Genomic DNA, 26,815 nt, shown 5'->3' on the forward strand with positions numbered 1-26,815 from the left:
CGGGTAATCATCTCAAGGAGCGGCAGATATGACCACATCTGACCTGGTCGGACTGCGTATAAAGACCGTGCGGCGGCAACGGGGTCTATCGCAGGCGCAACTCGCGCATCCTGAGCTGTCGGACAGCTATGTCTCCTTGATCGAGAGTGGCAAGCGTACCCCAACGCCGGCGGTACTCGAACTGCTCGCCCAGAAGCTGGACTGCTCGCTGTCTTACCTGGTCAACGGGGTCACGGCCGAGCAGATGGAAGACATCGAACTCGCCCTGGGCTACGCCCGCCTGGCCCTGGAGAACGGCGAGGTGGCCGAAGCCCGCACGCGCTTCTCCGAGCTGCTGGCCGACAACAACCTGACAGGTCTCACGCAGCTCCGTCAAGACACCGAATACGGCCTGGCGCTGGCGACGGAGGCGTGTGGCGACCTCGACGCCGCCATCGCCATCCACCTGCGCCTGTGTGACGAGGAGCTGCCCACCGAGCGGCAGATCGAGGTCGCCATCGCCCTGTCGCGGCTCTACCGCGAGTGCGAGCGGCCCACCGAGGCGGTGGAGATCGGCGAGCGCTACCTGGGCGCCGCCGCACGCCCGGCCTGGACCGACGTTCACGTCGAGCTCGGCGCGACCCTGCTCAACGCCTACCTCAACCGCGGCGACATGCTGCGCTCGCGGCAGTTCGCCGCCGAGCTGCTCAACGCCGCCGACCTGCTCGGCACCCCGCGGGCCACCGTCGCGGCCAACTGGAACGCGGCACTGCTGTCGGAGATGGGGGGCCACGGCGAGGAGTCCCTCACCTTCGCCACCCGCGCGCTGGCCGTGCAGCTGGAGAACGGGCTGCCGCGCAGCCTCGCCCGCATGCGCCTGGCCTACGCCTCTCTCCTCGTGCGCGCGCGTCCGAACGAGGTGGAGGAGGCCCGCAAGCTGATGCTTCAGGCCGAGGACGAGCTCGCCCAGTCCTCCGCCAGCACCCTTGACCGAGCCCGCTGCCGCATCGAGATCGCCAGGACCGAGATCATCGCCGGAGAGACGGCCGCCGCCGCGGCGTCCGCGCAGGCAGCACTCGACCTGCTGCCGGAGGGCGCGCCGGCGCTCGAGGCCGAGGCCCACTTCATCCTGGGCCGCGCCTACTCCTACCTCGGCCACCCCAAGGCGGCCAAGCAGAGCGTGCAGGCGGTGCGTTCCTGGCTCGCGCCGCTGCCCGACTCCGGCCGCATCGCCGGGGCCTGGTACGCCGCGGCCGAAGGCTTCGAGCAACTGGGCGAGACCGAGGAGGCCGTCGGGGCGTACCAGCGGGCGCTGGCGTCGGCCGGATTGTAGTCCGGCGCGGCGGCGGGACCGGGCGGCGTCGTGGGTAGCCTTGGGGGTGCCATGAACAGATCCCCGCTCGCGGCGCTCGCCGCGCTTCTCGCCGCCCTGATCCTCCTCGGCACCGCTTCCCCCGCCCTGGCGCACGACGCGCTGCGGACCAGCGACCCGGCCAAGGGCAGCACGGTCAAGTCCGTGGACCAGGTGAAGCTGGAGTTCACCGCCAAGGTGCGCATGCCGTTCGTCATCGTGAGGGGTGACGGCGGCGAGTTCCACGAGGGCAAGCCGGAGCTCGACGGCAAGGTGGTGTCGCAGGTGCTCAAGGGCGCGCTGCAGGACGGGAAGTACACGATCGCCTACCGGGTGGTCTCCTCCGACGGGCACCCGATCGAGGGCGAGATCCCGTTCACGGTGAAGGGCGCGCCCAAGCCCGAGACCTCGGCCACTCCGGCGGAGAGCACGAGCGCCGCGGCGCCGTCGCCGTCGCCGTCCGAGCAGGTGCAGACGCCGGATCAGACTCCGGCCAGCGCCGAGCAGGACCAGCCGGCCGGGTTCCCGATCTGGCTGATCATCGTGGTCGGCGCCCTGGTGGGCATCGGCATCGGGTTCCTGCTGAGCATGCGGAGAAAGAAGCCGTGAGCAAAACCGCCCGGGTGGCGCTCGGGACCGTGGCCGCAGCCGTCGCCGGGCTGGTCATCGCGCTGATCGCCGGTGGCGCGGCGTTCCCCCGGGTCATTCCCGGTATTCCGGTGGCGGGGGCGCTGACGCGCTGGGGGCTGCCGCTGTCGAAGCTCGGCATGGACGCGGCGGCCGTGGCGACCGTCGGACTGCTGCTCGTGGCGGCGCTGCTGCTGCCCAGCGACAAGGGAATGCTCGGCAAGAGCGCGCTCGGCTACGTCAAGGCCGCCTCGTGGACGGCGCTGTCGTGGTCGGGCTTCGCGTTCCTGCTGATGCTCTTCCAGCTGTCCGACCTCTACACCGACTCGGTGGCGAACGTCGTTCTCAAGAACTACATCCCGAGCTACGCCACGCAGGTCGGCAACGGCATCGCGCTGACGCTGGTGATCCTGTTCGGGGTGGCCATCGCGCTGTTCTCGCGAGGCGCCATCACGGCCGGGGCGGCCGCGGGGCTGCTCGTGCTCGGGCTGGTCGCGCTGCTTCCCCCGGCGCTGACGGGGCACGCCTCCTCCTCACCCAACCACGACCTGGCCACGGCCGGGCTTTCGCTGCACCTGACCGGCCTCGCGCTGTGGGTCGGCGGGCTGGTCGTGCTCGTGGTCCACGCGGTGCGCAAGGCGCCGCAACTGGAGCAGACGGCCGCCCGCTTCTCCCGCGCCGCGCTCTGGTTCTACGTGGTCGTCGGCCTCTCGGGGCTGCTCAGCGTCGTCGCGCGGCTGACCGCCGTCTCCGACCTGTGGACCTCCAGCTACGGCGTGCTGATCGTGGCCAAGACCGTGGGCTTCGTGCTGCTCGGCTACATCGGCTGGTACCACCGCCAGCGCACCATGGTCAGTCTGGAGGCCGGCCGGCCGGGGGCGTTCACCCGGCTGGCGGCCGGCGAGGCGCTGCTGATGTTCGCCACGGTCGGCCTCGCCGTGGCGCTCTCACGCACCCCGCCGCCGGTGGTGAGCCTGCCCGCCGACCGCGCGTTCGAGCTGCTGGGCTTCGCGATGCCGCCGCCGATGACGCTGGGGACGCTGGCGTCGATGTGGTGGTTCGATCTGTTCTTCGCCGCCATCGCCGCCGCCCTCGCCATCCTGTACGGCGCCGCCGTCCACCGCCTGCTGAAGCGCGGCGACAAGTGGCCCTGGGGCCGCACGGCGTCGTGGTTCGTCGGCGTGGCCATCCTGGTGATCGCCACCCAGAGCGGCGTGGCCCGCTACGCCAAGGTCATGTTCAGCGTGCACATGGTCGAGCACATGACGCTGTCCATGATCGTCCCGATCTTCCTGGTGCTGGGCGCCCCGGTGACGCTGGCGCTGCGCGCGCTCAAGCCCGCCGCCCGCCGCGGCGACCGGGGCCCGCGCGAGTGGCTGACGACGATCCTGCACAGCAGGGCCGTGAAGGTCATCGCGCACCCGGCGATCGCCACCGCGATCTTCATCGCCTCCACCTACGCGCTCTACTTCACCCCGCTGTTCGCCGGCGCGATGGAGGAGCACCTGGGCCACATCGCGATGACGCTGCACTTCCTGCTGAGCGGCAGCCTGTTCTTCTGGGTGATCATCGGTGTGGACCCGTCGCCGCACAAGCTGCCGTACGTGGGGCGGCTGCTGCTGCTGTTCGTGACCATGCCGTTCCACGCGTTCTTCGGCATCGCGCTGATGATGATGGGGACGGTGCTGGCCGCCGACTGGTACGAGCAGCTCGGGCGCACGTGGGGCGGGCCGCTGCTGGCCGACCAGAACAACGGCGGAGCCATCGCGTGGGGGTTCGGCGAGATCCCGACCTTGATCGTTCTGCTGGCGATCGCCGTACAGTGGTATCGCGACGAGGATCGCACGGCGCGGCGGGAGGACCGGCGCGCGGACCGCAACCCGGCGGGCGACACGGCGCTCAACGACTACAACGACTATCTCGCGCGGCTCAACAAGGCGGACAAGGGCGACTAACTCCCGCGTCACAGAATCTTGTCACCCCCCACGAGCGACGGATGCCCCTAGTAGGCTCTCACGTGGGGGAGCCGGGCAGTTCTCACGGCCGCATGCTGTGGCCTCGGGATGCCGGAGTCAGGTCCGGTGCGTTGCCCGCTTGTTAGAAGGGCGAGATCACTTGGCGGAAGAGACGCGCATGCGCGGGGGGCGGAGCCTGGCCGAGGAGCTGGAAGGCTGTCTCGGCGACTGGGGCGAACGCACCGGGATCACGGTGGAGACCTGGGCGCTGCCCACGGTCGAGGTCCCGCAACCCATCGCGCGGGCGGTGCTCGCGGTTGTCCAGGAAGCCCTTGCCAACGTCGAGCGGCACAGCGGAGCACGGGTGGTCTCCGTCGCCGTGACGGCCGGCAAGAGCGGCCTGCGGATGACGGTCAGCGACGACGGAGACGGATTCCACGCGGCCGACGTGGGGCGGGGCATCACGCGGATGCGGGCCCACTTCGTCGAGATCGGCGGCAGCCTGTCGGTCAGCAGCGTCCGCGGCGAGGGCACGACGGTGACCGGAGTGGTGCCTAGGCGAGGGTGAGGATCTCGCTGCCGCCGTCGGTCACCAGGATGGTGTGCTCGAACTGCGCGGTGCGCCTGCCGTCCTTGGTCACCGCCGTCCAGCCGTCGGCCCACATGTCGTAGTCGATGGTGCCGAGCGTGAGCATCGGCTCGATCGTGAACGTCATGCCCGTTCGCAGCTCCACGCGCAGCGAGGGGTCCTCGTAGTGGGGGACCATCAGGCCGGAGTGGAAGCTCGTGCCGATGCCGTGCCCGGTGAAGTCGCGGACGACGCCGTAGCCGAAGCGCTTGGCGTAGGACTCGATGACGCGGCCGACGACGTTGAGCTGGCGGCCGGGGGCGACCGCCTTGATGGCGCGCATCATGGCCTCGCGGGTGCGCTCGACCAGCAGCCTGGACTCCTCGTCGACCTCGCCGACCAGGTAGGTGGCGTCGGTGTCGCCGTGGACGCCGCCGATGAAGGCGGTGATGTCGACGTTGACGATGTCACCGTCGCGCAGCACGGTGTCGTCGGGGATGCCGTGGCAGATGACCTCGTTGATCGAGGTGCACAGCGACTTGGGGTAGCCCTTGTAGCCGAGCGTGCTCGGGTAGGCGCCGTGGTCGAGCAGGAACTCGTGGCCGACCCGGTCGAGCTCGTCGGTGGTGACGCCCGGCCGTACGTGCTTGCCGACCTCGTCGAGCGCCTGGGCGGCCAGCTTGCCGGCGACCCGCATGCGCGCGATGACCTCCGGCGTCTTCACGTCGGACTCACCGGTCTTGGGGCGTTTCTTGCCGACGTACTCCGGCCGCTCGATATGGGCGGGGACCTTACGCATGGGCGAGATCCGTCCGGGCTGGAGCAGTGTCGTCATGGGACACGAGTCTACCGAGCCCCAGTCGGTTGACAGATGTTGCGTCACGCACCCGGCCCGTACGGTCGCAGACATGATTCTTGTTACCGGAGCAACCGGAAAAGTCGGCGGCCAGGTGGTCGCCCAGTTGCGTGAGCAGGGTGTCGAGGCGCGGGCGCTGACCCGCGATCCGAAGCGGTCCGGTGAGGTTTATGGCGACCTCGCCGACCCCGCCACCTTGGACGCCGCGCTCGACGGCGTGGACAAGGTGTTCCTCGTGTGGCCGACGCTGTCGGCCGACGAGCGGGCCGCCGAGGTGCTGAAGAAGATCACGGAGCGGGTGCGCCGGGTGGTCTACCTGTCCTCGCTGGGGGCGGAGGAGGGGGCCGATCCGGTGAACGCCTCCCACCACATGATCGAGGGACTGATCAGGGAGTCGGGCGTCGAGTGGACGTTCGTGCGGGGCGGCGGCTTCGCCGGCAACGACCTGGGCTGGGTGGCGGGCATCCGGGACGACGGGGTGGTGCGGGAGCCGTTCGGCGGGTGGGCCAGGTCGCTGGTGCACGAGGCCGACCTGGCCGCCGTGGGGGTGCGGGCACTGCTTGACGACGACCACGTCGGGGCCGCGTACGACGTGACCGGGCCCGAGGCGCAGACACAGCAGGAGCGGGTGGAGATCATCGGCGAGGTCATCGGGCGGCAGCTGCGCTTCGAGGAGATGCCGCTGACGGAGGCCAGGGCCTACTTCGAGACGTGGCTGCCGCCGGAGGCCGTCGACGACACCTTCGAGGACATGCGCCGGCTCATCGCGCGGCCCGAGCCCGTGACCACCACGGTCGAGGAGGTCACCGGGCGGCCAGCGCGCACCTACCGGGAGTGGGTGGCCGACCACCGCGCCGACTTCGCCCCGCCCACGGTCACGATGACGCTCGACCTGGCCTGCTCCTGGTCCTACCTGGGCTTCAACCGGCTGCGGAAGGCGCTGGAGCGGCGCAGGGCCGAGGGCGCCCGGGTGGAGGTCGTCTTCCGTCCGTACCAGCTGGCTCCCGACGTGCGGGAGGTCGAGCCGCTGACCCTGGTGCACGAGCGGGCCTTCGGCCCTGAGGCCGCCAGGTCGACCGAGCGGATGACCCGCCTGGGCGCGGCGGAGGGCCTCGACTACCGCTTCGACCGCGCCCGGTTCGCCAACACCTTCCAGGCGCACCGGCTGATCGCCCTCGCCTCCGCGCAGGGGCGCGGCGAGGAGATGACCGAACGGCTGTTCCGCGCCTACTTCACCGACGGCCTGGACCTGTCCGACCTCGCGACGCTCAAGGACCTGGCCGCCGAGACCGGCGTGACCTGGCAGGACGGCGGCGAGGACGAGCTGCGGGCCAGGCTCGCGGAGATCGAGGTCACCGGGGTTCCGGTGTTCGAGGCCGGATCGCGCACGCTGTCCGGCGCCCAGTCCGTCGAGACCCTCTACGAGCTGATCGGGGAAGCGTCATGATCCTGGTGACCGGAGGAACCGGAAGCGTCGGCGGCCAGGTGGTCGCCCAGCTGCGCGAGCAGGGTGTCGAGGCGCGGGCGCTGACCCGCGACCCGAAGCGGCCCGGTGAGGTCTACGGCGACCTGACCGACCCCGCGACCCTCGACGCCGCGCTCGACGGCGTGGACAAGGTCTTCCTCGTCTGGCCCGTCCTCGGCGACCCCAGGAAGGCGGAGGCGGTCGCGAAGATCGCCCGGCCGGGCAGGCACGTCGTCTACTTCTCCTCGGCCGAGGCCGGCGCCGCCGATCCGGTCAACTCCGCCCACGGTGAGATGGAACGCCTGGTCAGGGAGTCCGGAGCGGACTGGACCTTCCTCCGCATCACCGGCCTGGCCACCAACGACCTGCGCTGGACACCCAGCCTCGCGCGGGGAGAGGTGGCCCGCGGGCCCTTCGGTGACTGGAAGCGGACGCTGATCCACGAGGCCGACCTGGCCGCCGCCGGCGTCCGCGTGCTGCTCGACCCGGGCCACGCCGGGTGGACCTACGTGCTCACCGGCCCGGAGCCGCTCGACGCCGGGCAGCGGGTGCGCGTGCTCGGCGAGGTGCTGCGGCGGCCGCTGCGCTTCGAGAACATGACCCGCGAGGAGATCGCCGCGTTGTACGGCGACTTCGCCGACGCACTCCAGGACTTCCCGCCGGAACGGGTCACCGACACCGTCGAGAAGCTGACCGGCATGCCCGCGCGCACCTACCGGGAGTGGGCCGCCGATCACGCCGGGGACTTCGCGGGTAGCCTCTGAGGCATGCTGCACGGGCGGACGGACGAGACGGCCATGATCGAGCGGCTGCTGTCCGGAGCCCGGGAAGGCACCAGCGCGGCGCTGGTCATCAGGGGTGAAGCGGGCATCGGCAAGACCGCGCTCCTGGAGGCCGCCGCCGCGCGCGCCGGGGAGCTGCCGGTGCTGCGGGGCGCCGGGATCGAGTCGGAGCACGAGCTGCCCTACGCCGGTCTCAGCCTGCTGCTGGGCCGTACCGCCGAGCGGCTGGACCGGCTGCCGGAGGGTCAGGCCAGGGCGCTGGCCGCCGCGCTCGGCACCGGACCCGCGGGGGAGGGCGAGCCGTTCCTGGTGGGACTGGCCGTGCTGACGCTGCTGGCCGAGGCGGGACCGCTGGTCTGCCTCGTCGACGACGCCCAATGGCTTGACCACGCCTCCGCCGCGGCGCTGCTGTTCGCCGCGCGGCGGCTGGAGGCCGAGGGGGTGGTGATGCTGCTGACGGTACGCGAGCCGCACGCCCCCGGTTTCCCGGCGGCCGGCCTGGCCGAGCTACGCCTGGGCGGCCTGGCCGACGAGAGCGCCCAGGCTCTGCTGACCGAGCGCGCGGGCGGGCTGTCGGCCACCGAGCGCGAGGAGGTGCTGGTCGAGTCGGCGGGCAACCCGCTGGCCCTGCTGGAGCTGTCGGCGTCGCGGCGCCGGTCCGGGCCCTACTCCATGGGGATCGTGCCGGTGCAGAGCAGGATCCAGCAGGGGTTCGCCGACCGGGTCGCCGCCCTTCCCGAGGCCACGCGGACGCTGATGCTGGTGGCCGCCGCCGACGACACCGGTGAGGCGGCCGCCGTGCTCGCCGCCGCAGGACTGCTCGGCGCCGGGCCCGCCGACCTCGAACCGGCCGAACGCGCGGAACTGCTCACCGCCTCCGGCGCCCGCCTGGCCTTCGGCCACCCGCTGATCAGGAGCGCCGTCTACCGGCGCGCGCCGCTGGCCAGGCGGATGGCCGCGCACCGGGCGCTGGCCGACGTCCTCGACGGCGACCGGAGCGTCTGGCATCTGGCCGCCGCCACCCAGGAACCCGACGAGGACGTCGCCGCCGCGCTGGCGGCCACCGCCGAGCGGGCCAGGGACCGCGGCGGCTACGCGGCCGTCGCCGCCGCCTACGCGCGGGCCGCCGAGCTCACCCCCGACCCGGCCGTACGCGCCCGCCGCCACGTCGCCGCCGCCCGCGCGGCCACCGACGCCGGGCAGTTCGAGAAGGCCGCCGAGTTGCTGCGGCTGACCGGGATGGAGGAGCGGGTGCACGCCGCCAAGCTGCGCGCCGTGCTCGCCGAGTCCCGCGACGACGCCCAGGACGCCTACCGCATCCTGCTCCACGAGACCGATCCGTCGGCCCCGGACGACTCCGTCGTCCTGCTGCGCGACGCGGTCGCGGCGGCCTGGCGCAACAACGACTTCGAGTGCGTCGAGATGATGGGCGGCTTCGCGAGCACGCTGGCGGGCGGCGCCCCGGTCGCCACGCTGGCCACCGCCGCCCTGGCCGCCAACCGCGTCGAGCGCGGCGAGGTGGCCGACGGCCTGGCCGCCCTGCGCGACCTGCTCGCCGACCCGCCGGGTGAGGACGCCGACGTGCGCGACCGGCTGCTGTTCGCCCGGATGCGCCTCATCACCGGCGACATCGCCGGCGCCTACGGTGAGGTCTCCTGGCTCGAACGCGACGCCCGTGAGCACGGCGCGCTCGGCACACTGCCCGCCGTCCAGGTGATCCTGGCCCGCTGCCAGCTGTTCACCGGCGCGCACCGCGACGCCCGGCTCACCGCCGAGGACGGGCTGCGCATCGCCGCCGACACCGGGCAGACCCGGCCCGCGCTGGAGTTGCGCGCCGTCCTCGCCGAACTGGCCGCCGTCGAGGGCGAGGAGGAACGCTGCCGCGAGCTGACGGCCGAGGCGCTGGAGCGCGGGCTCGCCCCCGGCTCGGTGCACGCCGCCGCCGCGCTCAGCCTGCTCGACCTCGGGCTCGGCCGCTACGAGCCGGCCTTCGACCGGCTGGCCGCCGTCCTCGCGGGCTCGCGGCCGATGGGGATGCTGGCCGCGCTGCCCATCATGGTCGAGGCCGCGGTACGGCTCGGCCGCCCCGCCGACGCCGCCGGTCCGGCCGCGACCTACGAGCGGTGGGCCCACGAGAGCGGTCAGGCCTGGGCCCGGGGCGTGTCCCTGCGCAACCGGGCGCTGCTCACCGACGACCTGGACGACTACGCGCCGGCCGTACACCATGAGGCCTTTCCGCTCGACCGGGCGCGCGCCGGGCTCCTGTACGGGGAGCGGCTGCGGCGCGAGCGCAGGATGAGCGAGGCCCGCACGTGGCTGCGGACCGCCGCCGAGGCCTTCGAGCGCCTGGGCGCGCCGCCGTGGGCCGAGCGGGCACGGCGCGAGCTGCGCGCGACGGGGGAGAGCCGCGCGGTGCGCGCGCACGCGCCCGACCTCGCGGAACGGCTCACCGCCCAGGAGCTCCAGGCGGTACGGCTGGCCGCCCAGGGGCTCAGCAACCGGGAGATCGGGGCACGGTTGTTCCTGAGCCCGCGCACGGTCGGCTATCACCTGTACAACGCGTTTCCCAAGCTGGGCGTGGCTTCGCGGGGGGAACTGGCCGGACTCGGCCTCTGATGTTCATGCTTGGGAAGGGATCAAAGGGGCATCATTGCTCACGTGAGCGAAGGCCAGTGGTGGTTCTGCCTCAAGCACATGAGGGTGGAGCCCGACCAGGGATGCCCCAACAAGGACCGGATGGGTCCCTACGCCACCCAGGAGGAGGCCGCGGGCGCACTGGAACGCGCCGCCGCGCGGAACAAGGCGTGGGACGAGGCCGACCAGGACGAGGACGACTGAGACGCCGTGCCGTGACTACGGGATGACGGCGTAGGCGCGCACCGGGAAGGTGCCCATGCCGGACACCATGGGCGGCGCGGCGTGGAAGCGGAAGCCGCCGGCCGGCAGCGCGGACAGGCCGGTGAGGTGCTCGACGATGGGGATGCCCGCGGCGAGCAGGACGGTGTGCGCGGGGCGTTCGCCGCGTGGCGGGGTGTCGTCGATGTTCAGCGAGTCGATGCCGACCAGCGCGGCGCCCTGCTCAGCGAGCCATTCGGCGGCCTCGGAGGTCAGGAACGGGTGGCCGCTCGTGTACGCCTCGGTGCCGAAGTGCGCGTCCCAGCCGGTCCGCACGAGGACGGCGCGGCCGCGGACGAAGAGGCCGTCGAAGGCGTCGAGGCCGATCGCGCGGCGGCCCTCGGCGGGGACCACGAGTCCCGGCAGGTCGGCGAGCTTCTCGATCGGGACGCGCGCGAGGTCCGCGCCGCCGGGGTAGCGGTGGTGCGGGGTGTCCAGGTAGGTGCCGGTGTTGGCGGCCAGTGTGATCACGCCGATCTCGAACTCCGTGCCCGGCGCGTAGACCTCCCGGGAGTCCTCCCTGCTCAGGTGGAGGCCGAGCACGGGCCCAGGAACGCCCGGGTAGGTGGTCATGCCTTCGACGATGCGGTGGCTCAGTTCGACGATCATCGGGCGACTCCCAGACGGTAGAGCTTGACGAGGGCGACGATACCGATCCCGGCCCAGATGAGGTTCAGGGCCGCCGACGGCCACGCCGCCTTGTACCCGCTGTTGATCATCAGGCTGACCGACCCGAACAGATTGATCACCTGGTACGGCAGGCCGTCCCCGGACATCCTCCCCGAGGAGACCATGGCGTAGCCGTACAGCAGGGTGGCCGCGCCCAGCCAGCCGAGGGCGTCGAGGAGTAACTCCATGGCGCACATTCTCCGGATGTCCCCAGCTCAAGCACAAGTAACGAGATCTAAATCTGCGCGTAAGCTGACCTGCATGGACATCGATCCTCGGCGCCTGCGTGTCCTGCACGAGGTGGCCCGCCGCGGTGGCGTCATGCGCGCGGCAGAGGCGCTCTTCCTCACTCCCTCCGCCGTCTCCCAGCAGCTGGCCCACCTGGAGCGCGAGGTCGGTCTGGCGCTCATCGACCGTTCCCAGCGCCGCGTGTCGCTCACGCCCGCCGGCCGCGTGCTGGCCGGATACGCCGAACGCGTCGAGGACGAGCTCGCCGAGGCCCGGCGCGAGCTCACCCGCTTCACCGAGCGGCTGGCCGGGCCGGTGCGGATCGCCGCCTTCCCGACCGTGATCAAGCACATCCTGGTTCCGGCGATCCAGCGGCTCGCCGTACACCATCCGAAGATCATTCCGATCATCCACGAGGTGTACGGCCCGCCCGCCCTCCAGGAGCTCAGGCTCGGCCAGGTCGACGTGCTGATCACCGAGCAGGACATGAGCCTGCCCGCGCTGTCGCAGCCGTCGCTGTCCACGCGGACCCTCTACGTCGACGAGTACCGCATCGTCGCCCCGCCCGCCTGGCCCGAGGCCCCGCGCACGATCGGCGAGCTCACCGGGATGCCCTGGGTGGCCGGTGAGCCCTCGCAGGCCTGCGGGCAGGCGCTCGACCGGCTGGCCGCGATCCACGGGTTCGAGCCGCGCAAGGTGCACGTCATCACCGAGTTCGGCCCGACGCTGTCGCTGGTCGTGGCCGGGCACGGGGTCGCCATCGTGCCCGAGCTGGCCCTGCTCGACGTGCCCGAGGGCGAGGTGCGGGTCAGCTACATCAAGGACGTCGGGGCCCGGCGGCTGGACGCCGTGACGCGCGTCAGCCGTACGCGGTCGGGGGAGCCCGACCCCGTGCAGGCGGTCGTGATCGGCGCGATCGAGGACGCGACGCGGGAGCTAGTCGGTCACCTGCGGTCCGCTCACGCGGTCGAGGAGCCTGGCGAGGCGGTCACGTAGGCTCGGCCGCTGCGGGATCTCGCCCGCGGCGGTGCTGACCAGGTGCTGCGCGCCGTCGAAGGTGATCAGCCCGTGCTGCGGGATCGCCAGCGCCTCGTGCGCGAGGCCGGTCAGCTCCGGGTCGCCGCTCTCCAGCGCGACGATCGTCGCGCCGATCCGGCGGGCGTCGTCCACCCGCTCGAGCAGCGGCACCGGCGCCTGCTGCTCCGCGACCACGAACAACGTCTCGCCGCGCCGGGCCGCCTCGATGCGCTCCAGCCCGATCCGCAGGTGGGCGGGGGCGTCGGCGGGCGGCTGCCAGCGCACCAGCGTGGGCGCGAGCTGCGGCAGGCCGGACAGGCGCGCCTCGTCGCCCAGATGCGCGGTCAGGTGCCACGGCTCGTCGTCGGGGGTGCCGACCAGGAGCAGGCCGCCGGGGGATCGGGTGGCCCGCAGGGCCATGCCGAGTTCGCGGGTGCGCTCGATCCAGCCTGTGTCGGCGAGGAGCTCGCGGAGGAAGGCCACAGACCCTGAGTCCATCCGACCATACTGCCGGACGGATGTCCTGACCGGCGTTATTTCGGGCCTTGACAGAAGGTTACCGCCGGGTAACGATCAGCGTGGTTTCCACGCGGCCAGCGTGGTCTTCGCGCGGGAGGACGGCGCCATGAGACTGTCCGTGATCTTATCCCTGGTCATCTCGCTCATCCTGCTCCCGGTACCCGCTCAGGCGGCCTCGGCCGGAGACGTGATCTCCGCCCAGCCGACCACGGTGTACCTGCTGCCGGGCAAGCTCCTGGAAGTCCCGGTGAACGCCTGGAACGTGCTCTACCGCTCCACCTCCGCGACCGGCGCGCCCAATGCCGTCTCCGCGACCGTGCTCGTGCCCAAGGCCTCCTACCCGTTCGGCCGCCGCCCCGTCATCGGCTACGCCGTCGGCACCCACGGCCTCGGCGACCAGTGCGCCCCGTCCCTCGCCATGCGGGAGGGCAGAGAGGCCGAGCTGGCCCTGGTCAGCCTGTTCCTGCTCAAGGGCTTCGCGGTGGCCGTCACCGACTACGAGGGGCTCGGCACGCCCGGCCGGCACACGTACATGGCCGGGATCTCGCAAGGACAGGCCGTCCTCGACTCCGTACGCGCCGCGATCCGGCTGCCCGGCTCCGGCCTGTCGGCCGGCGCGCCCGTCGGCATCATGGGCTACTCGCAGGGCGGCGCCTCCGCCGGGTGGGCCGGCCAGCTCCAGCCCTCCTACGCTCCCGACCTCCGGCTCAAGGGTGTCGCCGCGGGCGGCGTACCCGCCGACCTGAAGGCCGTCGCGCAGAGCCTCGACGGCGGCGCCAACTTCGGCCTCGCCGCCGCGGCCGGTGTCGGCTTCGACGCCGCCTACGACGAGCTCGACCTGTTCAACGACCTCAACGACCGCGGCAAGGCCCTGATGACCGACGCCGCCGACGACTGCGTGGGCGACCTCGGCAAGCTCGCCGGCCTGCGCTTCTCCGACCTGTCGCCCATCGACCTCATGAACCAGCCCAAGTGGCTGGCCCGCCTGGCCGAGAACCGCCTGGGCGCCCGGCCCCCGCGGGTGCCCGTCTTCCTCTACCACGCCCGAGGCGACGAGATCATCCCGCACGCCGTCGGCTCCACGCTGCGCTCGGAGTATTGCCGGGCCGGCGTGAACGCGCGCTGGCTGTCGATCCCCGGCGGCAACCACGTGCTGGGCGCCGTCGAGGGCGGTCCCCTCGCGATCGAGTGGCTGGCCCTGAGGATGTACGGCCTGCCCGCCTTCGGCAACTGCTGAAACCCGCGGACCAAGGGGTCGCGCCCCACACCCCCCAGCGCGACCCCTTCCCGCACCCCACACCCCCTCCCGCGCCTTGTGACACGTGATGACCCGTGGAGGTCCTTCGCCAGGTGGTGTCAGCCGGTCAACGTGGCCGGATCGGTGTTGGAGCCGCAGACCACCACGGCCACGCGTTCCCCGTACGCGGGCCGGTACGCGCCGCTGAGCAGGGCCGCGTAGGCGGCGGCCCCGGCGTGCTCGACGGCCAGCCGGTGCTCCGACCACAGGCGGAGGCGGGCGTCGATGATGGCCTCGTCCGAGACCAGGACGCTCTCCACGCCCGCGCCCGACAGGATGCCGAAGGCCAGGCCGCCCACCTGGGTGGCGCCGAGCGCGTCCGCGCCCACGCCGCTGACCTCGACCGGGACGGGGTGGCCGGCACGCAGCGCCCGGTGCAGGGCGGGGATCAGCTCGGGCTCCACCGCCACCAGCTTCACGCCTTCGCGCAGGCCGAGCGAGACGCCGGACGCCAGTCCGCCCCCGCCCACCGCGACCAGGACGGTGTCGACGCCGGGCGCCTGCTCCATCAGTTCGAGTGCCAGCGTGCCCTGCCCGGCGATCACCTCGGGCTGGTCGTAGGCGTGCACGGTCAGCGCGCCGGTCTCCGCGGCCCGCTTCGCCGCGGCTTCCGCGGCCGCGGAGTAGATGGCGCCGGTCTGGGTGATCTCGGCGCCCAGGGCGCGCAGTCCGGCGACCTTCACCGGGCTGGCCACCGTGGGCACGAAGATCTCGGCGCGGACGCCGAGCGCGCGGGCGGCGTAGGCGACGGCCAGGCCGTGGTTGCCGCCGCTGGCCGCGATGACGCCCGCGGGCGGCAGGGTCCCCGCCGACAGGATGCGGTTGAACGCCCCGCGCACCTTGAACGAGCCGGACCGCTGCACCTGCTCCAGCTTGAAGATCAGCCCTGGGGAGACCTCCAGGACGGGAGTGCGCAGGACGTGGCCCGCGACGCGTTCCCCGGCCGCCTGCACGTTGGCGTGCGTCACCGTCATCGTCATCCCCTCGCTACGGAGTCGTCGTTCCATCCGACCTTAGGACAGCGCCTGTTCGAGGTCGGCCCAGAGGTCCTCGGGGTGCTCGATGCCGACGGCCACGCGGACGGTGCCCTCGCCGATGCCGTGGCGGGTCAGCTCCTCGGGGCTGAGCGAGCGGTGGGAGGTGGTGGCCGGGTGCATGACCAGGGTCTCGACGCCGCCGAGCGAGGGGGCGAGCAGGGCCAGTCGTACCGCGCTCATGAACTTCTCTCCCGCCGCCCGCCCGCCGGCGAGCTCGAAGGAGAAGACGCCGCCGAAGTCGGGCAGCAGCTTGCCGGCCAGCTCGTAGGAGGGGTGCGAGGGCAGGCCCGGCCAGTGGACGGCGGACACGGCGGGGTGGGCCGCCAGGCGGGAGACCAGGTAGCGGGCGTTGGAGCAGTGGCGCTCCATGCGCAGGTGCAGGGTCTGCAGTCCGCGCAGCGTCAGCCACGCGGCGAACGGGTCCGGCGTGGCCCCCAGTTCCACCGAGAAGTGCCACACCTTGCGGTAGAGGGCGTCGTCGGCGAAGACCGCGAGGCCGCCGACGACGTCGGTGTGGCCGGACAGGTACTTGGTGGTGGAGTGGACCACGATGTCGGCGCCGTGCTCGATCGGGCGGCAGAGCAGGGGCGTGGCGAAGGTGTTGTCCACGACCGAGACGACGCCGAGCTCGCGGGCCACGGCGCACATGCCGGGCAGGTCGGCCACCTGGAGGGCGGGGTTGGCCAGCGTCTCCAGGTAGACGAGCTTGGTCTCCGGGCGTACGGCCGCGCGCAGGGCCTCCGGGTCGTCCTCCGGGACGTAGGTGACGGTGACGCCGAAGCGGTGGACCAACTCGTTGATCATGGCGGCGGTGCCGCCGTAGATGGCCTTCTGGGAGACGAGGTGGTCGCCGGGGCCGAGCAGGCCGAGCAGCACGCAGTTGATGGCGCCCATGCCGGAGCCGGTGGCCAGGGCCGCGACGCCGCCTTCCAGGCCGGAGACCGCGTCCTCCAGGGAGCGGACCGTGGGGTTGGCGAGCCGGCCGTACACGAAGGAACCGTCGGGGCGGCCCATGGCGTCGGCGAAGACCGCGGGATCGTCGAACACGAATCCGGACGTCTGGTAGATCGGCACGGTGATCGGCCTGCTGCCGGTGAGCTTGGGCTGGGGCAGGTGGACGGCACGGGTCTCGGGACGAAGTTCCATGTCAACAGCATCTCCAGAAATGTCCTGCGATGTCAGATCCAATGGTGGAGAATTGGTCCATGGATGGAGCCAATCTGGTGGACCTGCTCGGCCGGTGGGCGACCGGCCGGGGGCCGCTGTACCTCCTGCTCACGGCCCGGCTGCGCGCGCTCATCGACGACGGCGTCCTGCCGCCCGGCCACCTGCTCCCGCCCGACCGCGTGCTGGCCAAGCTCCTGGCCGTCGGCCGAGGCACCGTCGTGGCCACCTACGACCTGCTCCAGCAGGAAGGCCGTGTCGTACGCCGCCAGGGCAGCGGCACCCGCGTCGCCGCCGCCCAGTTGTCGGCGGCCCGCGTGGTCGACGGCGTCCCCGCCAACCCGCTGATCCAGCACATGCTCCACCCGCCCGACGGGGTCCAGCTCCTGACCTGCGCCGCGCCGGACGTGCCGCCGCCGTTCATGGTGGAGGCCTACGCCGAGGCCGCGGAACGGCTCGCCGCCCGCCCCCACGACCTCGGCTACTACCCCGCGGGCCAGCCCGCGCTGCGCGAGGCCGTCGCCGCCTACTACCGCGCCCGCGGCCTGCCCACCACCGCGGACGAGATCGTCGTCACCACCGGCGCCCAGCAGGCGCTCTCGCTGCTCACCGGCCTGCTCGTGCAGCCCGGCGACACCGTCCTGACCGAGACGCCCACCTACCCGGGCGCGCTGGAGGTCTTCCGCCACGCCGCCGCCGTCGTGCGCGGCGCCGAGCACGGGGTGGCCGGCGCGCTGCGCTCCCGCCCCGCCCTCGCCTACACGGTCCCCACCGCCAGCAACCCCTCCGGCGCCGTCATGGACGTGCCCGCCCGCCGCCGCCTGGCCACGCTCGCCGCCGAGCACGACGTGCCGCTCATCGACGACGAGGTCTGCGCCGAACTGTGCTTCTCCGGCGAGACCCCGCCGCCGCTGGCCTCGTTCACCCCGGGCGAGCAGATCATCACGATCGCCTCGCTGAGCAAGGTCGTGTGGGGCGGGCTGCGGATCGGCTGGATCCGCGCCGCCGCCCCGCTGGCCACCCGCCTGGCACGGCTGCGCGCCATCCACGATCTGGCGGGCGAGGCCGTCTCACAGCTGGCCGCCGTCGCGCTGCTGCGCCGCCTGCCGGAGATCCGCCGCGACCGCACCGCCGTACTGCGTGAGCGTCACGACCACCTGTGCGCGGAGCTGCGCGAGCGGCTGCCGTCGTGGTCGTTCGAGCCCGCCCTGGGCGGCCAGACGATCTGGGTACGGCTGCCGCACGGCGACACCGACGCCTTCGCCCAGGTCGCCCTGCGTCACGGCGTGGCCATCCCGCCCGGACGAGCCTTCGACCCGGTGGGCGGGCAGGGCTCTTACACGCGGCTGCACTTCCTGTTCACGCCCCGCGAGCTCAGCCGAGCCGTGGCCGGGTTGTCGGCCGCCTGGCACTCCTACGACGGCACCCACCACCCCACCACCACCCACGCCCTGATCGTCTAACCCCTGCCTCCCGACCCCCTGCCTCGCGGTCACCGCTCCACGGGTGTCCCGAAAGGACACCCCTCCCGGCCGTCCCTTCGGGACACCGCTCCCGGGCCACGGCCCCCGGGACGCCCCTGCGGGGCACTTCTGCGGGCTACGCCGTCTCCGGCTGCTTTCGTGCCATGCCCTTCCGGGGTGCCCTCACCAGGGCTCCACGCCTTCCCCTGCCATGTCACTGCCTGGGGCCGCGGGCCTCGCCTCCGGGGAGGGAGCGGGTGCCCTCGGCTGCGGGGGCCACGCTGGGAGCGATATCGCGGCGGAGGGGTTCGCGGGCGTGGGAAGGTGGCGGGCATGCAGGCGATCTTCGTGCTCGTGCACAGCCCCTCGGTAGGTCCTTCGACGTGGCGGCCCGTGGCGGAGGCGCTCGGCCGGCGGGGGAGGCGGGCCGTGGTGCCGGATCTGACCGCGGTGACCGAGGGCGGCCCGCCGCACTGGCCGAGGGTGGTCGAGGCGGTGCGCTCCGCCGTACCGGAGGAAGGGCCGTTGGTGCTGGCCGGGCACAGCAACGCGGGGCTGTTCCTGCCGGTCGTGAAGGAGGGGCTGGGGGAGCGGGTGGTGGCCTGCGTGTTCGCGGACGCCCATCTGCCACCGCGTGACGGGCTCGTGAAGACGGCGGAGGAGGCGTTCCTGCCGTTTCTGCGCGACCTCGCCGGCCAGGACGGGCGGCTGCCTCGCTGGACCGACTGGTGGAGCGAGGAGGACGTCGCCCCGATGCTCCCCGACCCCGAGGTCAGGCGGCGCGTGGCCGATGAGCAGCCTCGGCTGCCGCTGGCCTACTACACCCAGCTCGTGCCGGTCCCGGCCGGGTGGGACGCGGTTCCGTGCGGCTATCTCTGGTACGGCCCGCCGTACGACAAGGTGGCCGAGCGGGCGGCGGGCCGCGGCTGGCCGGTCACCCGCGTCCCCGGCGCCCACCTTCACCAGGTCGTTGACCCGGACGGGGTGGCGGACACGCTGTTGCGGATCGTGAATTCTTCACTGTTCCCCGAACGCTGACCCAGCGACGATCGGAGGCATGACAGCCATCCAGGTATCCGGCCTCGTCAAGCGCTACGGCGCGTACGAGGCCGTGAAGGGCGTCTCCTTCGAGGTCGCGGAAGGGGAGATCTTCGCGCTGCTCGGCCGCAACGGCGCGGGCAAGACGACGACGGTCGAGGTGCTGGCCGGGTTCCAGCGGCCGGACGCGGGCTCGGTGCGGGTGCTCGGGCTCGATCCGGCGGGGCAGCGGGGGGAGGCGCGGCGCCGTACCGGCGTGATGTTGCAGGAGGCGGGGTTCTTCCCCGACCTGACGGTGGCCCGCACGGTCGACACCTGGCGGGACTTCACCGCGGCGGCCCGTCCCCGCGACGAGGCGCTGCGGCTGGCGGGGCTCGGGCACAAGGCGGGCACCAAGGTGCGGCAGCTCTCCGGCGGGGAGAAGCGGCGGCTGGATCTGGCGCTGGCCACGCTGGGACGTCCCGAGGTGCTCTTCCTCGACGAGCCGACGACCGGCATGGATCCGCAGGCCCGCCGCGACACCTGGGAGGTGGTGCGCGGCCTGGCCGCGGAGGGCGCCACGGTGCTGCTGACCACGCACTACCTGGAGGAGGCGCAGCGGCTGGCCTCGTCGCTGGCGATCCTGGACGGCGGCGCGATCGTCGCCGCGGGCGGGATGGCCGAGACGCTGGCCGCCCAGAGCGGCCGGGTGGCGTTCCGGATGCCGCCCGGAGTCGCCCCCGGCGAGCTGCCGCTGCCGGTCACGCTCGACGGCGAGGTGGCCGTCTGCCGCGCCGAGGACCCCGACCTGGCCGCGCAGACGCTGCTGAGCTGGGCGGCCGGGCGCGGACTGCGGCTGACCGGGCTCGACGTACGCGCGGCCACCCTCGAAGACCTCTTCCTCGACAGGAGCACCTCATGAGCCTCGCCGCCACCTACAAGCTCGGCGCCCGCCTGTTCTGGCGGGACAAGTCCATGCTGGCCGGGTCGGTGATCACGCCGGTGGGCCTGACCATCGGGATGCCGCTGCTCATGCGGCACGTCCAGGCGGACGGCGTCGCCTGGGCCACCCAGACCTTCTACGGCTCGACCGCGCTCGTGTTGTCGATCACCGGGTTCATGAACATCGTCGTGGCGCTGTCGATGCGGCGCGACCAGCTCGTGCTCAAGCGGCTGCGCTCCACCATGCTGACCGACGTGCAGATCCTGGCCGGGGAGGTCGCCAGCACGGTCACGCAGACGGTCGCGCTCGTGGTGGGCTGCCTGCTGGTGGTGCGATTCGTGGCGGACGTTCCGTTCCCCGGCGATCCGGTGGTCTTCGTCGGGGCGGCGCTCGGTGGCGCGGTCTGCGTGGCGGTGCTGGGCGTCGCCTACACCGCGGCGATCCCGCGGGCGGAGCTGGCGGCGGCGATGACGGTGCCGGTGTTCCTGCTGTGCGGGGTCGGGGCCGGTGCGATGGGGCCGCTGCTCGACCTGCTGCCTTCCTGGGTGCGCGCCGGGTTCGACCTGCTGCCGACCAGCGCCGCCGTACACGCGATGAAGACGGGGGAGTTCGCGGTGCCCGCCCTGAATCTGGCGGTCTGGACGCTCGCCGGGCTGGTCGCGATCCGGCTCTGGTTTCGCTGGGAGCCGCGACGCTCGTAGATTTGTCGGACAATGACCGCTTCCTCCGCCCAACGCCTCGCCACCTGGCTGATCGCGGTGATCTCCGTCGGCTACCCGATGCTCGGACTGATCTACCTGAGCTCGGGCCGCCTGGACGTCACCCTGGTCGTGCTCGCCGCGCTCGCCGGCTGCTGGATCCCCCACGTCCTCAACATGTGGGCCGCGCTGCGGGGCGTGCGGCCCCCGCTGTTCCCGCTGACGGTCGTGGTCCAGGCCGTGGCGACCTATCTGCCCGACCCGTTCCTGCCGAGTGGCTGGTCGGGGGTGACCGCGCAGTTGCTCGCCGGCACGCTCCTGCTGTACCTGCCGCTGTGGGCGGCCGGTCCGCTGCTCGCGCTGATGACGGCGGTGCAGTTGGGCGGCATCATGGTCACCCTGAACATCCCCGTCGTCGCCGCCCTCTACGCGGTGACGATCCCGATCAGCGGCATCATCGTGTACGTGGTCGTCCGCCTGGTCGCCGTCAGCCGCGAACTCGAGTCGGCCCGCGCCGGGCTGGCCGAGGCGGCCGTGCTGAAGGAGCGGCTGCGCATCTCGCGCGACCTGCACGACGGTCTCGGCCGCAGCCTCACCGCGATCGCGCTGAAGGGCGATCTGGCCGCCCGTCTCCTGGACCGCGATCCCGGTACGGCCCGCGCAGAGGTCGGCGACCTGGTGAAGGTGGCCAGGGAGGCGGCCCAGGACGTACGGCAGGTGGCCCGCGGGTACCGGGAGCTGACGCTGCGGGGCGAGACCCAGCGGGCCGCTTCGCTGCTGGAGGCGTCCGGGGTGAGCGTGCAGGTCAACCTCGCCGACGCCGTGCCGCCCCGGGCGTCGGAGGAGGCGCTGGCCTGGGCCGTACGCGAGGGAATCACCAACGTCCTGCGCCACAGCGCAGCCACGACCTGCACCATCACCACGGCGGCCCAGGCTGGCCGGCTGCGCCTGGAGATCGTCAACGACGGCGCGGCCGGCACGCCCCGCGAAGACGGCAGCGGGCTGACGGGCCTGGCCGAGCGCGCCGGGCAGGCGGGCGGCAGCGTCGCCGCGCACGCGGACGGCGGCGCGTTCCGGCTGGTCGTGGAGGTGCCGGCGTGATCCGGGTCCTGCTGGCGGAAGACATGCTCATGATCCGCGCGGCGCTCTCCGCGCTGCTGCGGCTGGAGCCCGACCTCGCGGTGGTGTCCGAGGTGACGCGCGGGGACGAGATCGTCCCCGCCGCGCTGGAGCACCGCCCCGACGTCGCGATCGTCGACATCGACCTGCCCGTCGTGGACGGCATCACGGCCGCCGCCGAACTGCGCGAACGGCTGCCGCAGTGCCGCATCCTCGTGCTGACCGCGCTCGGCCGGCCAGGTCAGGTGCGCAGGGCGCTGGCGGCGGGGATCACCGCGTTCCTGGTGAAGGACGCGCCGGGGGAGCGGCTGGCCGACGCGGTCCGCCGTACGCACGCGGGGCTGCGGGTGCTGGACCCCGAGCTGGTGAGCTCGGCCATGGAGTACGGCGAGAGCCCCCTGACCCAGCGTGAGACCACGGTCCTGCGGGAGGCGGCCCAGGGGGTGAGCGCGGAGGAGACGGCCGGGCGGCTGCATCTGTCACCGGGCACGGTACGCAACTATCTGACCTCGGCCATCACCAAGACCGGGGCGCGGAACAAGATCGACGCGGTGCGGATCGCCGAGGATGCCGGGTGGTTGTGAACCACTTGGCCGGTGTACGGGCCTCGTGGCGGCGGGGAGTGCGTCCGACGTGAGAAGCGCCCGATGATCGGGGGCCGCTCACGTCGGCGGGAGGCGGGTGGGTGGCGGGAGCCGTATGGGATGGGTCGTCGCCGTCAGGACCGCTCAGACGCCGTCAGGACCGCTCAGACGTCGTCGGGAGCGATCAGATGCCGTCAGGACCGCTCAGACGTCGGTGACGCGCAGGCCCGCGTGGGCCTTGTAGCGGCGGTTGATGGAGATCAGGTTCGCGGTGAACGCCTCGACCTGGTGGGCGTTGCGCAGGCGGCCGCCGTAGACGCCGCGCACGCCCGGGATGACCGCCGCCAGCGCCTGGACGGTGTCGGTGGCCTCACGGTCGTCGCCCAGGACGAGCACGTCCAGGTCGACCTTCTCCACGCTCTCGTCCAGGAGCAGCACGGCCGAGACGTGGTGGAAGGCGGCCACCACGCGGCTGTCCGGCAGCACGGCGGCGGCCTGCTGGGCGGCGCTGCCCTCCTCGACGGGCAGGGCGTAGGCGCCCTGCTTGTCGAAGCCGAGGGGGTTGACGCAATCAATCACGATTTTTCCGGACAACTCGGTGCGGAGGGATGCCAGCAGCTCCTTGTGGCCGTCCCAGGGGACCGCGACGATCACCACGTCCGCCTGGGCGGCCACCTCGGCGTTGCCCGCGCCCCGCGCGCCGATGGGCTCGGCCGCCTGCTGTGCCCGTTCCGCGCTACGTGACCCGATGAGCACGGTGTGCCCGGCCAGCACGAACCGCCGCGCCAGCCCCTTGCCCTGGTCTCCGGTGCCGCCCAGAATGCCGATCGAAAGCCCGCTCACGTCTGTCATGGCTCAGATCATGCCAGCCCGGCCTCCGGCAGCCGCCTCCAGGTACCGCCCTGCGGAACCGCGGACGTCAGGTGTAGGTGTGCTCGGCGGACGGGAACGCGCCCGACACCACCTCGTCCGAGAACGCGCGGACGGCGCGGTCGAGGTCGGCGGCCAGCGTGCCGTAGGCCTTCACGAACTTGGCCGGGTGCTCCGTCAGGCCCATCATGTCCTGCCAGACCAGGACCTGGGCGTCAGGAGCGGCACCCGCGCCGATGCCGATCGTCGGGATGGACAGCGACGTCGTGACCCGCTCGGCCAGCTCGGCGGGCACGCATTCGAGCACCACCGCGAACGCGCCGGCCCGTTCGAGGTCCTTGGCGTCGGCCATGAGCTCGTCACCCGACTGGCCGCGCCCCTGGACGCGGTAGCCGCCGAGGGCGTTGACCGACTGCGGAGTCAGCCCGAGGTGCCCCATCACCGGAACCCCCGCCGACACCAGCAGCTCCACCTGCGGCAGCACCCGGCGCCCGCCCTCCAGCTTGATCGCGTGCGCCCCCGCCTCCTTCATGAAGCGGGCCGAGGTCTCCAGGGCCTGCGCGGGCGAGCCCTGGTAGGAGCCGAACGGCAGGTCGGCGACGACCAACGCGCGCGAGGACCCGCGCACCACCGCCGCCGTCAGCGGCAGCAGGTCGTCGACGGTGACGGGCAGGGTGGAGTCGTAGCCGTAGACGACCATGGCCGCCGAGTCGCCGACCAGCAGCACCGGCACCCCGGCCCGGTCGAACGCGCGGGCGGTCATCGCGTCGTACGCGGTGAGCATGGGCCACTTCTCGCCCCGCTCCTTGGCCTGGGCCAGATCGCGGATGGTGACCCGGCGGCCCGTGACGCCGCCATACAGAGAGGACATGGAACAACCCTCCTGAACAAAGCCTCGAGTCGCCCCAGTGGCGTACCCGGACACCATCGATGATGCCTCACCCGGGCGGGAAGTGTCAGTGCGACCCGTCACAATAGGGGTCGGAGGTAAGTAACAATCATGGCGATCGAGCCTTACCGGCGCCTGCTGCGGCTGCCCGGTGTCCGGAACCTGCTGCTGATCGGGCTGTTCGCCCGTGTCCCGTCCACGGCGACGGGCATGGCGCTGACCCTGCACGTGGCATACTCCCTCGACCTCGGATTCGCCAAGGCCGGCCTGGTCACGATGGCCAGCACGGTCGGCATGGCGGTGGGTTCGCCGTTGTCGGGGCGCTTCGTCGACAAGTACGGCCTGCGCCCCGTCCTCATCACCACCACCCTCGCCCAGGCGGTGTTCTGGGCCACCGCGTGGGCGCTGCCGTTCCCCGTGCTGGCGGTCGCGGCGGCGGTGGCCGGGCTGCTGGCGCTGCCGGTGTTCAGCGTCATCAGGCAGTGCCTGGCCGCCCTGGTCCCGCCGGAGCAGCGCCGGATGGGCTTCTCCCTCGACTCGATGCTGGTCGAGCTGGCGTACATGGCCGGGCCAGCCCTGGCCGTCGCGGGCGTCACGACGCTCGGCAGCACGTGGACGATGACGGTCGTCGCCGTCGGCCTGGTCGGCTCCGGCACCGCCCTGACCCTGCTCAACCCGCCCACCCGCTCGGCCGAGGAACTGCTGGTGGAGCAGGCCCGGGTGCCGCGCCGCCAGTGGCTGACGCCCGCGTTCGTGGCGCTGCTGGGCACGACCGCCGCGGCCACGTTCATCCTGACCGCCTCCGAGCTCGCGATGGTGGCCACGATGAAGAACGCCGGCCACGTCGGCTGGGTGGGCCTGGCGGTGGCGATCTGGTGCTTCTACTCGCTGGCCGGCGGCTTCGTCTACGGCGGCCTGTCGCGGGGCTTCTCGCCGCTGCTGCTGATCGGGCTGATGGGCGTGCTGACGATCCCGGTCGGGCTGGTCGGCGGCGACTGGCGCCTGCTGCTGCTCGCCCTGGTCCCGGCGGGCGTCCTGTGCGCGCCCGCCCTGTCAAGCACCGTCGACACGGCCAGCCGCTGGGTCCCGGCCGCGGCCAGGGGCGAGGCGATGGGCTTCCACGGCACCGCGCTGCTGATCGGGGGCGCGTCGTCCGCGCCGATCGCGGGCGCCCTCATCGACGGGTACGGCCCCGCCTGGGCGTTCGCCGCGGCAGGCCTGGTGGGCGTGGTCATGGTGCTGATCGCCCTCCCGCTGTGGCGGCGCCGCCCGGCCGTCCTCGTCCCCGCCCCGGTCGCCGGGGAGACGGCCGCCCCGCCCCTCACCTCGGCGATGACCCCTGCGCCCCCCATCGCGGGCGAGCGTCTACCGTAGAGCGGGACATCTCGCGAGAGGGGTACGGCGGTGCGGCTCGGCAACCTGGAGCGCTCGGTCATGGAGGCACTCTGGGCGCACCCGGAGGGGATCCTGGCCCAGGACCTCGCCGCCGCGCTGCCCTCCTCGCCCGCCGTGACGACCGTGCTGACCGTGCTGGTGCGCCTGTCGCGCAAGGGGCTGGCGACCAGGGAGCGGGCCGGCCGGGCGCATCTGTACCGCGCGGCGGCGGGCAAGGACGCCTTCGTGGCCGAGGCCATGCGGGAGGCGCTGGACGAGGCCGGTGACGTGGAGGCGGCGGTGAGCCGGTTCGTGGGCGCGGTGTCACCGGAGGTGGCGGCCGCCCTCCGGGCCGCCCTGGTGGACCGCCCCGACCTGACGGCGACCCGGGAAGCGGACAGCGGCGGTGTGGACCGTTTCCCGGGTACGGACAGGGGCGGGGGGTCGTGACGTTCTGGCTGGTCGTGGCCGGGATGGCGCTCGTGCCCGCGGTGTTCGGCGGGCGGGTGGCCGCGGCGCTGGCCGGGGCGGAGTGGGCGCGGCGCCATCCCCGGGCGGCGCTGGTGCTCTGGCAGGCGATCGGGCTGGCCGGTGGGCTCGGGGCCGTGGGGGTGGGGCTGGTCGCGGCGGTCGCCCCGCTGGCGGCGGCCTTTCCGCATGGGATGCACACGTTCGGGCACCAGGTGGTCGACGGGCGCGGCCTGGACGGGCTCGGTCCCGGCCATCATCTGGCGCTGGCCTGGTCGGGCGCCTTGATCGCCTGGCTCGTGGCGCACACGGCCCGCACCGCCGTCAGGACCGTGGCCAGGCAACGCCGCCAGCGCACGCTCGTGGACATCCTGGCCGAACGGGTCGACGAGCGCGAGGTGGGCCTGCCGGCCGGCCGTGAGGTGTACGTGCTGCCGGGCGCCGCGCCCGTGGCCTACTGCGTGCCCGGGTGGCGGTCCCGGGTGGTGCTGAGCCGCGGGGCGCTCGATCTGCTGGATCCCGCCGAGCTCCGGGCGGTGCTCGTCCACGAGCGGGCTCACGCGCGGGGCCGGCATGACCTGTTCCTGATGCCGTTCGCGGCGCTGGCCGCCGCCTTTCCGTGGCTGCCGGTGGTGAAGGCGGCGCGGCGGGCCGTACCGGTGCTGCTGGAGATGCTCGCCGACGACCGGGCGCGGCGGGTGAGCGGCGATCGCACGCTGGCCCGAGCGATCGTGCTCATGGCCGTCCCGAAGGGGCCCGAGGGGGCTTTCCGGGTGGCCGATGAGGGTGTGGCGCAGCGGGTGGAACGCCTGCTCGGCACGTCGCGGGGCCGCAGGTGGATCCCGGCCGCCGTGTACACCGCCGCGCTGGTCCTGATGAGCGGCCCGGTGGCGGTCCTGGTCGCCCCGGTGGCCTGCGGCGCCTTCTGGCCCGGCTGAGTCCGATGTTGTCCGACCGACGGACCGACCACTGCCCTCGTCT

At 72.9% G+C, this 26,815-nt stretch carries 27 protein-coding genes; 19 read left to right on the forward strand and 8 right to left on the reverse strand.

The features are described from left to right. Positions 1-28: 28 nt before the first annotated feature. The 4 genes from ACIBHY_RS00635 (at position 29) to ACIBHY_RS00650 (ending at position 4,480) form a co-directional block, all read left to right on the forward strand. Positions 29-1,312, forward strand: a complete 1,284-nt coding sequence (locus ACIBHY_RS00635; protein WP_397245468.1) for a helix-turn-helix domain-containing protein — start codon at positions 29-31, stop codon at positions 1,310-1,312. Between the two features lie 51 nt (positions 1,313-1,363). Next, positions 1,364-1,939, forward strand: coding sequence for a copper resistance protein CopC (locus ACIBHY_RS00640; protein WP_397305513.1), 576 nt, complete (start codon positions 1,364-1,366; stop codon positions 1,937-1,939). After that, a complete protein-coding gene (locus ACIBHY_RS00645) occupies positions 1,936-3,912 on the forward strand; it encodes a cytochrome c oxidase assembly protein (protein WP_397245472.1) in 1,977 nt (658 codons plus the stop codon). Before ACIBHY_RS00640 ends, ACIBHY_RS00645 begins: the two co-directional genes overlap by 4 nt. A gap of 178 nt (positions 3,913-4,090) precedes the next feature. Then, positions 4,091-4,480, forward strand: coding sequence for a sensor histidine kinase (locus ACIBHY_RS00650; RefSeq protein ID WP_397245474.1), 390 nt, complete (start codon positions 4,091-4,093; stop codon positions 4,478-4,480). On the opposite strand, the gene map is transcribed toward ACIBHY_RS00650, so the two are convergent. Then, positions 4,467-5,315, reverse strand: a complete 849-nt coding sequence (gene map / locus ACIBHY_RS00655; RefSeq protein WP_397305514.1) for a type I methionyl aminopeptidase — start codon at positions 5,313-5,315, stop codon at positions 4,467-4,469. The two genes, ACIBHY_RS00650 and map, sit on opposite strands and share 14 nt — an antisense overlap. A gap of 73 nt (positions 5,316-5,388) precedes the next feature. Here map and ACIBHY_RS00660 point away from each other — a divergent pair, with 73 nt between their 5' ends. Genes ACIBHY_RS00660 through ACIBHY_RS00675 form a run of 4 tightly spaced genes read left to right on the forward strand, consistent with a single transcriptional unit; the run spans position 5,389 to position 10,421 of the window. Beyond that, positions 5,389-6,783 (forward strand): DsbA family protein, encoded by a 1,395-nt coding sequence (locus tag ACIBHY_RS00660; RefSeq protein ID WP_397305515.1) that lies wholly within the window; start codon positions 5,389-5,391, stop codon positions 6,781-6,783. After that, positions 6,780-7,565: an NAD(P)H-binding protein gene (locus tag ACIBHY_RS00665; RefSeq protein WP_397305516.1), complete on the forward strand. Its 786-nt coding sequence runs from the start codon at positions 6,780-6,782 to the stop codon at positions 7,563-7,565. Before ACIBHY_RS00660 ends, ACIBHY_RS00665 begins: the two co-directional genes overlap by 4 nt. A gap of 3 nt (positions 7,566-7,568) precedes the next feature. After that, complete coding sequence (locus ACIBHY_RS00670; protein ID WP_397305517.1) at positions 7,569-10,199, forward strand: AAA family ATPase; 2,631 nt, start codon at positions 7,569-7,571, stop codon at positions 10,197-10,199. 42 nt (positions 10,200-10,241) lie between these two features. Further along, positions 10,242-10,421, forward strand: a complete 180-nt coding sequence (locus tag ACIBHY_RS00675; RefSeq protein WP_184970998.1) for a hypothetical protein — start codon at positions 10,242-10,244, stop codon at positions 10,419-10,421. Between the two features lie 15 nt (positions 10,422-10,436). On the opposite strand, the gene ACIBHY_RS00680 is transcribed toward ACIBHY_RS00675, so the two are convergent. Together ACIBHY_RS00680 and ACIBHY_RS00685 are read right to left on the reverse strand one after the other, a co-directional pair. Then, positions 10,437-11,087 carry a cyclase family protein gene (locus ACIBHY_RS00680; RefSeq protein WP_397245485.1) on the reverse strand — a complete coding sequence of 217 codons (651 nt, stop codon included), beginning with the start codon at positions 11,085-11,087 and terminating at the stop codon, positions 10,437-10,439. Continuing rightward, positions 11,084-11,335: a hypothetical protein gene (locus ACIBHY_RS00685; protein WP_397245487.1), complete on the reverse strand. Its 252-nt coding sequence runs from the start codon at positions 11,333-11,335 to the stop codon at positions 11,084-11,086. Before ACIBHY_RS00685 ends, ACIBHY_RS00680 begins: the two co-directional genes overlap by 4 nt. Positions 11,336-11,408: 73 nt before the next feature. Between ACIBHY_RS00685 and ACIBHY_RS00690 the strand changes: the two genes are divergently transcribed. Then, the gene (locus ACIBHY_RS00690; RefSeq protein WP_397245489.1) at positions 11,409-12,371 is read left to right on the forward strand and encodes a LysR family transcriptional regulator; all 963 of its coding nucleotides are present in this window, start codon (positions 11,409-11,411) and stop codon (positions 12,369-12,371) included. On the opposite strand, the gene ACIBHY_RS00695 is transcribed toward ACIBHY_RS00690, so the two are convergent. Next, a complete protein-coding gene (locus ACIBHY_RS00695) occupies positions 12,312-12,890 on the reverse strand; it encodes a hypothetical protein (RefSeq protein ID WP_397245491.1) in 579 nt (192 codons plus the stop codon). The two genes, ACIBHY_RS00690 and ACIBHY_RS00695, sit on opposite strands and share 60 nt — an antisense overlap. 127 nt (positions 12,891-13,017) lie before the next feature. On the opposite strand from ACIBHY_RS00695, the gene ACIBHY_RS00700 reads away from it, so the two are divergent. Beyond that, a complete protein-coding gene (locus tag ACIBHY_RS00700; RefSeq protein WP_397245493.1) occupies positions 13,018-14,148 on the forward strand; it encodes a lipase family protein in 1,131 nt (376 codons plus the stop codon). Positions 14,149-14,267: 119 nt separating this feature from the next. On the opposite strand, the gene ACIBHY_RS00705 is transcribed toward ACIBHY_RS00700, so the two are convergent. Continuing rightward, complete coding sequence (locus ACIBHY_RS00705) at positions 14,268-15,182, reverse strand: threonine/serine dehydratase (RefSeq protein WP_397305518.1); 915 nt, start codon at positions 15,180-15,182, stop codon at positions 14,268-14,270. A gap of 39 nt (positions 15,183-15,221) precedes the next feature. After that, positions 15,222-16,391 (reverse strand): trans-sulfuration enzyme family protein, encoded by a 1,170-nt coding sequence (locus ACIBHY_RS00710; RefSeq protein ID WP_397305519.1) that lies wholly within the window; start codon positions 16,389-16,391, stop codon positions 15,222-15,224. A 59-nt stretch (positions 16,392-16,450) separates the two neighbouring features. On the opposite strand from ACIBHY_RS00710, the gene ACIBHY_RS00715 reads away from it, so the two are divergent. The 6 genes from ACIBHY_RS00715 to ACIBHY_RS00740 all read left to right on the forward strand — a co-directional run bounded on the left by ACIBHY_RS00715 (position 16,451) and on the right by ACIBHY_RS00740 (position 22,233). Then, positions 16,451-17,872: a PLP-dependent aminotransferase family protein gene (locus ACIBHY_RS00715; protein ID WP_397305520.1), complete on the forward strand. Its 1,422-nt coding sequence runs from the start codon at positions 16,451-16,453 to the stop codon at positions 17,870-17,872. A 333-nt stretch (positions 17,873-18,205) separates the two neighbouring features. Further along, positions 18,206-18,910: an alpha/beta hydrolase gene (locus ACIBHY_RS00720; RefSeq protein ID WP_397245501.1), complete on the forward strand. Its 705-nt coding sequence runs from the start codon at positions 18,206-18,208 to the stop codon at positions 18,908-18,910. A gap of 19 nt (positions 18,911-18,929) precedes the next feature. Next, positions 18,930-19,811 (forward strand): ABC transporter ATP-binding protein, encoded by an 882-nt coding sequence (locus ACIBHY_RS00725; RefSeq protein WP_397245503.1) that lies wholly within the window; start codon positions 18,930-18,932, stop codon positions 19,809-19,811. After that, complete coding sequence (locus tag ACIBHY_RS00730; protein ID WP_397245505.1) at positions 19,808-20,533, forward strand: ABC transporter permease; 726 nt, start codon at positions 19,808-19,810, stop codon at positions 20,531-20,533. The genes ACIBHY_RS00725 and ACIBHY_RS00730 overlap by 4 nt, the downstream gene beginning before the upstream one ends. 12 nt (positions 20,534-20,545) lie before the next feature. Beyond that, positions 20,546-21,631 (forward strand): sensor histidine kinase, encoded by a 1,086-nt coding sequence (locus ACIBHY_RS00735; protein WP_397305521.1) that lies wholly within the window; start codon positions 20,546-20,548, stop codon positions 21,629-21,631. Then, a complete protein-coding gene (locus tag ACIBHY_RS00740; protein WP_184970679.1) occupies positions 21,628-22,233 on the forward strand; it encodes a DNA-binding response regulator in 606 nt (201 codons plus the stop codon). The genes ACIBHY_RS00735 and ACIBHY_RS00740 overlap by 4 nt, the downstream gene beginning before the upstream one ends. 204 nt (positions 22,234-22,437) lie before the next feature. Here the strand turns inward: ACIBHY_RS00740 and npdG are convergent, their stop codons facing one another. Then, positions 22,438-23,085, reverse strand: a complete 648-nt coding sequence (gene npdG, locus ACIBHY_RS00745) for an NADPH-dependent F420 reductase (RefSeq protein ID WP_397245509.1) — start codon at positions 23,083-23,085, stop codon at positions 22,438-22,440. Positions 23,086-23,152: 67 nt separating this feature from the next. Next, a complete protein-coding gene (gene panB / locus ACIBHY_RS00750; RefSeq protein WP_397305522.1) occupies positions 23,153-23,974 on the reverse strand; it encodes a 3-methyl-2-oxobutanoate hydroxymethyltransferase in 822 nt (273 codons plus the stop codon). A 129-nt stretch (positions 23,975-24,103) separates the two neighbouring features. Between panB and ACIBHY_RS00755 the strand changes: the two genes are divergently transcribed. The 3 genes from ACIBHY_RS00755 to ACIBHY_RS00765 are packed head-to-tail and all read left to right on the forward strand — an operon-like array spanning position 24,104 to position 26,772. After that, entirely contained in the window at positions 24,104-25,366 is a 1,263-nt protein-coding gene (locus tag ACIBHY_RS00755; protein ID WP_397305523.1) for an MFS transporter, read from the forward strand. A gap of 30 nt (positions 25,367-25,396) precedes the next feature. Next, positions 25,397-25,816 carry a BlaI/MecI/CopY family transcriptional regulator gene (locus tag ACIBHY_RS00760; protein ID WP_397245515.1) on the forward strand — a complete coding sequence of 140 codons (420 nt, stop codon included), beginning with the start codon at positions 25,397-25,399 and terminating at the stop codon, positions 25,814-25,816. Next, a complete protein-coding gene (locus tag ACIBHY_RS00765) occupies positions 25,813-26,772 on the forward strand; it encodes a M56 family metallopeptidase (protein ID WP_397245517.1) in 960 nt (319 codons plus the stop codon). Before ACIBHY_RS00760 ends, ACIBHY_RS00765 begins: the two co-directional genes overlap by 4 nt. The last annotated feature ends 43 nt before the right edge of the window (positions 26,773-26,815 follow it).

This window comes from Nonomuraea sp. NPDC050547, from assembly GCF_044457345.1.
Classification (GTDB): Bacteria; Actinomycetota; Actinomycetes; order Streptosporangiales; family Streptosporangiaceae; genus Nonomuraea.